Genomic DNA, 9,564 nt, shown 5'->3' with positions numbered 1-9,564 from the left:
TAAAAAAGAAAGCTATTTTCTGTTCTTCACACTGATCGCGTATTGTTCTTACCCATTCAGTCTCCATAGATCTCGACCCTGGGCCAGATTCTAACCAGTGTATATCTTTGAGATCAAGTAAGTTTAGAGGCCCAAGAAGTGGTTCAAGTGAGAGAAATCGAATATGAGCAGGCACTTTTTCTTAAATCTTTAATTCGATAAGATACATCTTCATTCTCTAAACTTGTTCTTATCCAAATATTTAGTGCCCAATGTAAGGATTCAGCCAATTCACTTAGTCGTTTAGAGCGTTTCGTTAGTATTTGATAAGTATTATGTGGCGTTTCATTCATTGTTTTAAAGACTCTCTGTATAAAATCAAGCGTAACCTCCTCATGAAATAAATCCGACATGGAATTGGGCAATTTTTTTTATTTTATGTTTTTATCTTTTTATAAATATAATTCAATATTAGGACATTAATTCCTTCTAGAACTGCGCATTGCTCTCCGGCGGTCGTGCAGTACCATCAGGATAATTATTCCCATCATCACTCCCAAGACGCTACTTAACTCGGTGGTTAGTACATATGCAAGCGGGTACTCTAGAGCAGGTTGTGCATCGGGGCGAATGGCGGACAAGCGGTTAAAGAGGTTATAAGAGAACAGCATTCCCGACGAGATCCATGCTGCTGCCATAGGAGGGAGGAACCTCTTCGACCCGCGGCGGGTGGTCAGTACCAACAAACCCCATGCCCCCGCGAAGGCCCACACACCGGTACTCAACGACAATAGGTGCCACCATATATCGCGGTTATCCAACATAGCTGGGTTGATGCCAATAGTTCCACCAACCGCCCAGAATAGCTTAATAAATCCAAGCAGGATACAGCCAGCCGCGACAAGCCTAGCCAAGGTGATATGCAGTTTCTGGCTGTTGCCCGGGAGTAATTCAATGTCGATTGGATCAGCAAATGCCTCTGGCCAACGCGCTTTAGCGTATCCAGCTAAGGCGAAAGGTAGGCAGATGCCGACTCCAACCAGTGAGACCATTACGAAAATCTGCTCATATACCCAAACGTTGACAGCTCCTGCCTGCTGATCGCGTATCATAGCAGCAGGACCAAGCACAGGTGCTAGCAACAGCATAGGAATAAGTAAACCAGTACCTACCCAGACGGGCAAGGCAACCAACCAGGCGGGCAGTCGCTCACCCCATGTCATGCTAAACGCCAATGCTAACAGGATACCAACTGCAGCTAGAACCATTGTTACTGCGTTTGCAGTGCGCCAACTTGGGTCGCCCATTTGTTCGGTCGGCATGAAGAGACCGAACGTCCAGGCGATTTTGATTAACAGATAAGGCATTAACGCTATAGCGGCACCATAACCCCAAAATCTGCGCTTCTTCATCAAATGTGAAATTGGCTGCTTTTTCATTACTGTCATGAGGTCACCTCGGCTGCCAGACCAGTGAGTTCGTAAATCTCTACCTCTACAATGAACAGAGCGCTTCCATTTAAACTCTCATGTTTATTTCTATTTATAACTATAAATAAACACCCCTTAAGAATTATTATTTAAACTGTTTTAGTTTTAATGAAATATAGGACTTTTCACGAAGATAATCATTCCCCCCCATTACGCTCACCGTCAATACCCTAAAAACTGCTCTGCTCGCTTTAACTTTAACATAATATTCCAATAAGGAATCCCTTATTCTAAAAAATTGACACAAGAAGATCGCCTTCATTGACGACCTTCTTGTGTCAATAACTAATATGCCCTTACTATTATTTAAATTGGATTATTCTTTTTATAAAAGGCTCTTTTCGTAAAGATTGTTGTTTTTAAAACGAAACTATATAAGGTTGATTGGAGCGGAAGTGCGAGACTCCTGCGGGAGCAGCGGGACAGGTGAGACCCCACAGGCGTTTACGCCGAGGAGGCTCACCGCCCGCCCCGCGGAAAGCGAGCATCTGGAGGGGAAATCAACCACAACTCACTACCTGGTAAATAGCAACAAAGTATGTGAAAACAGCCTTATAAAAAAACATTGATCATTTTTGCCTTCCTTAATCAACTAAACCAGCTAATAGGAAGTCAATATCTTTCTCTAAAATAAAATACAACGTATGGTGAGTTCGCTCAAAGGGGGATCATCACACACAAAATGTCCATTGACGAAGCAAGACATGGTTATCCCATGATATAATTATCATAGAAAACCGCTTACAGAAATGAAATTAAAAATCAGAAAATTCATTCTATTGAGGAGACGATGAAAGTTGACAGTGGACAATAAAAATTCAATAAGTAAAGAACAAACTATTTTTAATCATATTGGAAATAAAATCAAAATGGAAGATAGAGAAATTAATATAATTGCTAAATTAGAAGAACCTCTTCTGGTGGTTTTAGGAAATGTATTAAGTGACGAAGAATGTGATGAACTTATTAGACTGTCAAAAGACAAAATGCATCGTTCTAAAATTGGAGTTACACCCGAAGTAAATGAGATAAGAACTAGTAGTAGTATGTTTTTTCAAGAAAATGAAAATGACATCATTTCCAAAATTGAAAAAAGAATATCGTCTATCATGAATATACCCATTGAACATGGGGATGGTATTCAAATTCTTAAATATATTCCAGGTCAAGAGTATAAAGCTCATTTTGATTTTTTTACATCTGCAAGTAAAGCAACAAAAAACAATAGAATCAGCACAATCGTCATGTACTTAAATGATGTAGAGCATGGAGGAGAAACTTTTTTTCCTAAACTGAATTTTTCAGTATCACCTCAAAAAGGAATGGCAGTGTATTTTGAATATTTCTATAACGATCAAAACCTTAACGACCTGACTTTACATGGTGGAGCTCCAGTTATTACTGGAGAAAAATGGGTTGCAACACAATGGATGAGAAGGAAAAAATAGTCTCCAAATGTCAGATGTTCAATTTTTTAAAATGATAGATGTAATTCACTTCCTGCTCCCACATAACTGTCTCCTTCAAACCTTTATATCTGTATTAATAGATGAAGAATGAAGTTCGAGAAAAAACATCGAGTTCCTTAATGAACTAATACACCTATTAGTTCATAAGGGATTTTCCTGATAAAATATGGCCACAAGGTGAAATCAAATAAATGACCAATAGCCTAATTAAGACTTGTCCATGGACCTTTCAAAACTTCGTCTTACAATGTAATGAAATACCTTTTAGTAGCCATTTTGGTCTCGATGAGTTATTTTTAATAACCCATTATATCCTGCTAAAATTCTTTATTACTTGCCATTTTAGAAATATTTGATAAAACCGTAAGGCGTACGTAACACGTAATATTAAGGTTGAAATTAAAGAAAAGTGGCCTTACGGTCACCAGAAGGAGAATTGGCCGCATTAAAAAGAATAGGGGCTTGTTCCCTCTTATACAGTTGCTCAGATAAACCGAAAAAGAACTCATGTAAATCGGGAAGAAGAAGAGAAAAAGTAGTGGTCAGTGATAGTAACATATGACAAAGTCAATGTGTCTTTGTCAATCTCTTTAATCGTGAAATTATTGAATTTAGTACAGGACCTAACAAGGACGTCAAGCTTGTGGCACGAGCATTTGAATCAATCAAAGGTAACCTCCGTGACATTCAGCTCTTCCACACAAATCGAGGGATGAATTTTAAAACTAGCTGATTGACGAAACATTAACAATATTTGAGATTGGTCTTTCACTAAGTATGAAAGGTTGCCCTTATGATAACGCTGCCGCGGAAGTGACATTTAAAATCATTAAGACTGAGTTCACCAATCAAAAACATTCGCAAGCAATAGCTTACACTCGGTTTTGGAGACTATGTGAACTGGATTAATAAGCTGCGAATTCAAGGAACTTTAGGCTACTTAAGCCCTCTTGAGTTTAAAATCGACCTTCATTCTAAGAAAATAGTAGGGTATTCATTTTCTCGTTCAATGACGATAGAACTGGTCATAAAAGCTTTCAATAACGCACACTTATCACAAAAGCCCTCGGAGGGCTTAGTTCTTCATACGGATCTTGGCTCACAATATACAAGCAGTGAGTTTACTCAACCTATCCAAAACCATCATATTAAGCAATCTTTTAGTCAGAAAGGTTGCCCGTACGATAAATGCCTGTATTGAATCCTTTCATGCCCTATAAAAAAAGGAAGAAGTCAACCACGTACAATATCTAGACTATCAAACAGCTAAATTAGCGATGTTCCAATTTATTGAAGGTTGGTATAACCGAAAAAGAATTCACAGCAGCTTGGGCTATCAAACCCCATAAGCCATTGAAGATCAAAATAGGAATACAGCTTAATATTTAACTTTTCAGTGTCCAAAATATTGACTCAAATCCAGTTACCCCTTAAAAAAGTTAATTGATTTAGTGTTAACAATCCAACATTGATCCTCCATGATCGTGTCATTCCGCCGTAGCCGTTAATTATTTTTTCTTATTCGTCAGATCATCGATATTCTTATCCCCTTCATCCTTGATATCGTCATAAACCTGATTTCCACTTTTAGTGACTTCGTCATACAAACGCCTCCCGGTATTACGAGCATAATCCCATGCGAAATTCTTACGATCTGTAATCTGTTTCCAGACCTCACCGTGAGGGATAGCATTTCCGTATTTAATTTCTAGATACTTAAGGGCTGCTAGCAGATTATAATATTCTTTGTTCACTAGAATTTGCATATCTGTTTCTGTATTATTAATAGCTCCCTGCTTCTGTTCTTTTTGTGTATTTGCCTGTCCTTCTCCTTTTTCTTTCCACATCGTCCACTCGCCTTGTAATTTGGCAAACTCTTTATTGAGATAATTCTTTAGTGATTCGTCATTATCTACAGAAGTGAACTCTCCACCACCAGATGTAGCAACTTGTCGAAGCAATTTCTGTCCTTCGTTATCCACATTAAAGCCAATAATATTTACAACTGTTTTCACTTTGGATTGGTTGAGTTCTTTGGCAATCTGCACTGGATTACCTCCACATGTTTCAATTCCATCACTAACTACATATACGACCGAATCGGTTGTCTCCGGATTAATATCTTGTTTTACAGATTTCAGAGCATTTGCAATTGGCGTCCATCCGGCTGGTTTTATATCTTGAAGTACCGTTTTTATTTGATTTGTCTGCTCGCCTTGACCATGAAAGATTTCTTCTGTACTGTTACAGGATACTTTTTTATCTTTATGACTTCCTGTTCCTTTATGTCCATAAACCCGCAAAGATACCTCTGCATTTTTTGGTAATTTATCTAAGAAGATTTGAATAGCTTCTTTGGCAGAGTCCATTTTTGATTTGCCATTGATCTGCGCTTTCATGCTGCCACTGGCATCAAGTAGGATCGAAATGTGTAACTTCTTACTTGTGGGTAATGTGATTTTACCATTAGGTCGCTCATTATTCACTTTAACTTCTGTTTCAAAATTATTGAAAGTGGTCACATAAGGTCGATAATCTTCAGCCAATAGGAGGAGGAGTTCTTCCTTATATTGATCAGCTGTCAAATCACTTGATAATTGATCCAGAGCTTCCTGAACCTTCTGTTCATCATAGTTAGAACCAGCATAACGTCCTGGAGGTTTCATTAATATTTGTTCATCTGTTAAGGAAGTCTGATGTTTACTTTGATCTGAATCTGATGGGTCCTGAATGTTTGAAATATTCTTTTCCGGTTCATTACTTTGATTTGAATGTGATGGATTCTGAGTTTTTGAAGTATTCTTTTCCGGTTCATTAATACAACCAGCAAGGAATAAGGCTAACGTTACCAATATTAAGATAGACCTTCGAATCATCAACTCGCCTCCGATTAATAATCTTCTTATATAATCAAATTATTATCTACCAAGCCAAAGTTCATTTGATAACCACGGCTTCTGAGAAAATACTTGGTAAATCTTGCTCTTCATCAACACCTGACGAAAAAAGATCTACCTAGGATGGCAGTATCCAAAATTCTTTGAAAAAGGATTCCGTAGCAACTGAAAGAAAGAAGTGTTTTTCAAAATCGTTTTGTGGATCAAGGATCATTACACTAATAGCCATCTGTTATTCAACAACGAAGAGCGCACTGAAAGCTACTGTTTTGATTTAACGGTATTGTCTCGATCACGTCTAAAAGTTATTCTTTGATTTCATTAATGAGCCACTGTCTACCTTCTTCTCCTTTAAGAATTATAGGGTGTTCTGGAGTACCTATATTAACACTTTTAATGAAAGCCTCCTCTAGTCCTCGAATCCCCCCTAACTTAGCCCCCTTTAGTAATACCCCTTCAAACGTAGATAATCTTACATCAGCATTCAGTAATGACGCTTCACGAAAATCTGCCTCATCAAAAAGACCACCTACTAAATTTGCGTTTGATAAATCAGCTTTAACAAAAACTGTCTCAATGCATTCACTATCAGCAAATCTTGAGGCTTTAATATTTGCATTTGTAAAATCTACATATGAAACGTTAGACTTACAAAAATCTGAACCTTCTAAATTAGCGAATTTAAAAGTTGATGAACATAATAAAGATGAAGACATATCTTTAAGATTTAAGTTCATACCATCAAAAAGACAAGCTGTAAGGTATGCTTGATCTAACGGATATTTTGATAAATCTAAATTTCGGAAGTCTATTTCATCTAAGCCGAGTTTTTCACCTTTCTTACCAATGGTCTCTATCCAAAGGCGGTGTGATTCAAGTTGAACAATAATTTCCTCAACATTTAATATTGTCATGCCCTGCATACCCTCCTAAACTATGGATACCAAATAATTCTATCAGCTATTCCTGCTTCTTTTATTGCCTCTTTTAACTGATCAATATGTTCAGGAATTAGTTTTCTCGTATCCACTATTACATTGTAGTTTTTATCAAGTTCCTTATTGATCCCTTTCATTCCATTATTTACTGTAAAGGCTCCTTTTTTCGGTGATGTATGCCCATTTGGATAAGATTGAAAGCTTTTAACATCCCATTTTACACCATTAGTTGTGTCAATAAATTCTGCTCCACCATCAGCCTGAGGATCTCGAATTATTCTACCTAGTTTGCCCTGTTTCTCCAATTCCAAGCCTATCTCTCTTTCTTTCACACCCTGATCTCTAATTTTACCTCCATGTGAAGGATCACCTGCTAAATCATCCAATTCCTTTTGATTTCTACCACCAGTATACTCCGTTCCCTCATCAGCTTTATCCTTATTCGGCGTATCGTCATCCGGCTTCTTGGGATCGTCCGTATGCTTGCCAGGGCTTTCGCCGTCACTTTTCGGAGGTTTCGGTTTAATCGGAACGTCGACATCCGGCTTCTGGGACCCAAGCTTATCCAAAAGCTTGCGCACATAGCGGTGCCCTTTCTTCCCAACCCATCTTAGTGCACTGCCGAACGGGATTCGGCTTAGTACAATGCCGAGAGCGACGGAAAACGCATTTTCGGGAGTCAGCAGCTTCTTCGGATCGCGGATATAACCGGCAGTCTCATGTCCGCTCCCGGCGATTCCCGCCCCCGTCATCGCGATGCCAAAAGCCGGCCAGAATCCGACGAACAGCAATGACAAGGCAAGGGCACCAAGCACTATCACCCCTTGTTCATACCAATCCAACCCATCCCACCAATTTTGCAGCGAATCGAACATGCAGGCGAAACATGCCGTTTCCCCACCGCCCGCATGAGCCCCGATGCCTGCAAACAGACCGGCCACAAGCAGTATCATCGCGAGTCCGGTTAGCACCTGGTAAAGAGCCTTTACCCGAGCCTGGACAGGCTCCTGTCTACCGGCGGCTTCTTCATTTCCATAAAGTAAATGATATCCAAGCTCCCTGCGCTCCCGGTAAAAGCCTAGCCAATATATGAATTTCCCCCGGTCCAGACAAAAAGAGCGGATCATATTCCACAGCTCGGTAAACGGATTAAGAAGCGGCTCGTTCGGCAGCAACGGAAGGCAGTTCCGTATTTTGTTCAGCGACCAGTAATCGGCAATGAGCGATGCGGCCAGCATCAGCAGGAAGGCCGGCTGAGTTTTATAACCGCTGCCGGTCCACTCATGAAGCCGGAACACCCAACCCGGCAGCTTGTGTTGGCCGTTATAAGCCGCGTGATCCAAGATGGACCACAGCAAAAGGATTGCCGGGAACAGAAAAACCCATTTCGTCAGTCTTGTTCGAAGCCGATAAGCAATTCCGCACGCAAGTGTGATCATGGCTGTATGTACGGGATGACCGACGGTCATTAGCGTCGGGAACAGACTTTCTTCGAAACGCCCGGGAAACAGTGAGAATATATCCCAATGGATCGTTTCGCCGCCCAGCATTGTAAAGCTATAGCCAAACTTTTTCTCAAGAATGCCGGAACTTAGCCACCTTCGGGAAAGCTCCTCCATCAGTTGGAAGCCGACACCGGTTGCCGCCCCGATGAGCGTAAAATCGCTTAAACTCAAGGCGGAAGCTCGACGTGAGAAAAACAGAAATATACCTAGAGGAAGGAGCTTCCACAATTCTTCGAAAATTGGCGTGATAACGGCAATGGACCAAGTGTCGGAAGTTTTTCCGCCGAAAAACGCATGGAGAGCATTGACCGTAAGCGTCGTGAACGGTACGACAAGGAAAACACCTAACAGAACGAACAGAACAACTTGCTTCCACGGCATCGTTTTGCTTCGGCACAGAATCCAAAATTGCAGCAGCACATAAAACGACCACAAATATTGAATCATCATGGTACGCGATTCTTTAACGAAAAACAAGCTCAACACAAACGCAAGCAAAGACAGCCAGGAAAAAATCGAATACGCCGTTTTAATAAACGGATATTTCGCAATCCATGATTGGCAAGTTCGATAGATGGCCTCAAGGAAATCCCGAATTCCGGTTCGAATGGACCAGAGCGTATTCACTACGGTCGCCTCCTTTGTAGGCCGACCTCGTGCGAACGGGACGTCTCCCTTGACGACGGTCCGGCCATGAGTAAATAAATGGATTCATGAAAACGATGGTCACCGATCGGAGGTTTATAGAGTAATACCCGCAACAAGTACTTACCCTATTTCTCGCGGGATACTAGTAATATAGACATTTTTACAAAATGTGGAAAAGGCGCTGGTCGCAAATCTGGGTATTTTTGCACGAAGCCCAGAAAAGGTAAAATCGCTGCTATTGAAAGGAGAAAAATGCCGATTGCCGCATTAAGGAGAAAGCATCCTTCAAATTGCCTTCAAAATAATGGGGCCGCGAAAACAAATAAAAATAACGTGCCCGTTGCAAGTATAAATCCAATCAGACTTGTAATCACAAGCCATCTTTCCCTTCAAATAATTTCGTAGATGGTCGTACAACATCATTTCAATCAGTTTGCATAGGATTTGACATGAAAAATCTCCTTCTTTCCTCACCTCTTATTTATTTGATTAACCTATATTTTTATATTCGAAATTACTAAAAAGATACCTCTAAATTGAGTTTTATTAACAAACCTGTTCTGAATCGTCTACACTTATCTGGACAGATATTTTAAGGGCAGCTACACTTAACTTATTACAGATAAGGAGCACTCAAA

At 40.1% G+C, this 9,564-nt stretch carries 7 protein-coding genes and 1 pseudogene; 2 read left to right on the top strand and 6 right to left on the bottom strand.

Going from position 1 to position 9,564, the window contains the following annotated elements; genetic code table 11:
- The 3 genes from N9I19_RS23010 to N9I19_RS23000 all read right to left on the bottom strand — a co-directional run.
- Positions 1-175 (bottom strand): DUF5131 family protein (locus N9I19_RS23010; RefSeq protein ID WP_317779091.1); only part of this gene is annotated, 175 nt, incomplete at its 3' end.
- Positions 144-392: a DUF5131 family protein gene (locus N9I19_RS23005; protein WP_317779090.1), complete on the bottom strand. Its 249-nt coding sequence runs from the start codon at positions 390-392 to the stop codon at positions 144-146. The genes N9I19_RS23005 and N9I19_RS23010, both read right to left, overlap by 32 nt.
- A 66-nt stretch (positions 393-458) precedes the next feature.
- Entirely contained in the window at positions 459-1,427 is a 969-nt protein-coding gene (locus tag N9I19_RS23000; RefSeq protein ID WP_089362322.1) for a hypothetical protein, read from the bottom strand.
- Between the two features lie 911 nt (positions 1,428-2,338).
- Between N9I19_RS23000 and N9I19_RS22995 the strand changes: the two genes are divergently transcribed.
- Together N9I19_RS22995 and N9I19_RS22990 are read left to right on the top strand one after the other, a co-directional pair.
- Complete coding sequence (locus N9I19_RS22995) at positions 2,339-2,917, top strand: 2OG-Fe(II) oxygenase (RefSeq protein WP_375166292.1); 579 nt, start codon at positions 2,339-2,341, stop codon at positions 2,915-2,917.
- A gap of 982 nt (positions 2,918-3,899) precedes the next feature.
- Positions 3,900-4,287: pseudogene (locus tag N9I19_RS22990) on the top strand (transposase); the annotation flags it as partial.
- A 159-nt stretch (positions 4,288-4,446) separates the two neighbouring features.
- Here N9I19_RS22990 and N9I19_RS22985 read toward each other — a convergent pair.
- The 3 genes from N9I19_RS22985 to N9I19_RS22975 form a co-directional block, all read right to left on the bottom strand.
- On the bottom strand, positions 4,447-5,814 hold the full coding sequence (locus N9I19_RS22985; RefSeq protein ID WP_317779089.1) for a vWA domain-containing protein: 1,368 nt from the start codon (positions 5,812-5,814) through the stop codon (positions 4,447-4,449).
- A 326-nt stretch (positions 5,815-6,140) separates the two neighbouring features.
- Positions 6,141-6,749 carry a pentapeptide repeat-containing protein gene (locus tag N9I19_RS22980; RefSeq protein ID WP_061463334.1) on the bottom strand — a complete coding sequence of 203 codons (609 nt, stop codon included), beginning with the start codon at positions 6,747-6,749 and terminating at the stop codon, positions 6,141-6,143.
- 20 nt (positions 6,750-6,769) lie between these two features.
- Entirely contained in the window at positions 6,770-8,905 is a 2,136-nt protein-coding gene (locus tag N9I19_RS22975; RefSeq protein ID WP_317779088.1) for a PrsW family glutamic-type intramembrane protease, read from the bottom strand.
- Positions 8,906-9,564: the final 659 nt, after the last annotated feature.

The organism is Peribacillus sp. CSMR9, assembly GCF_033141925.1.
In the GTDB taxonomy this organism is placed as follows: domain Bacteria; phylum Bacillota; class Bacilli; order Bacillales; family DSM-1321; genus Peribacillus; species Peribacillus simplex_A.
The sequence above is the reverse complement of the archived record's forward strand: the minus strand, read 5'-3'. Positions and strand labels throughout refer to the sequence as shown.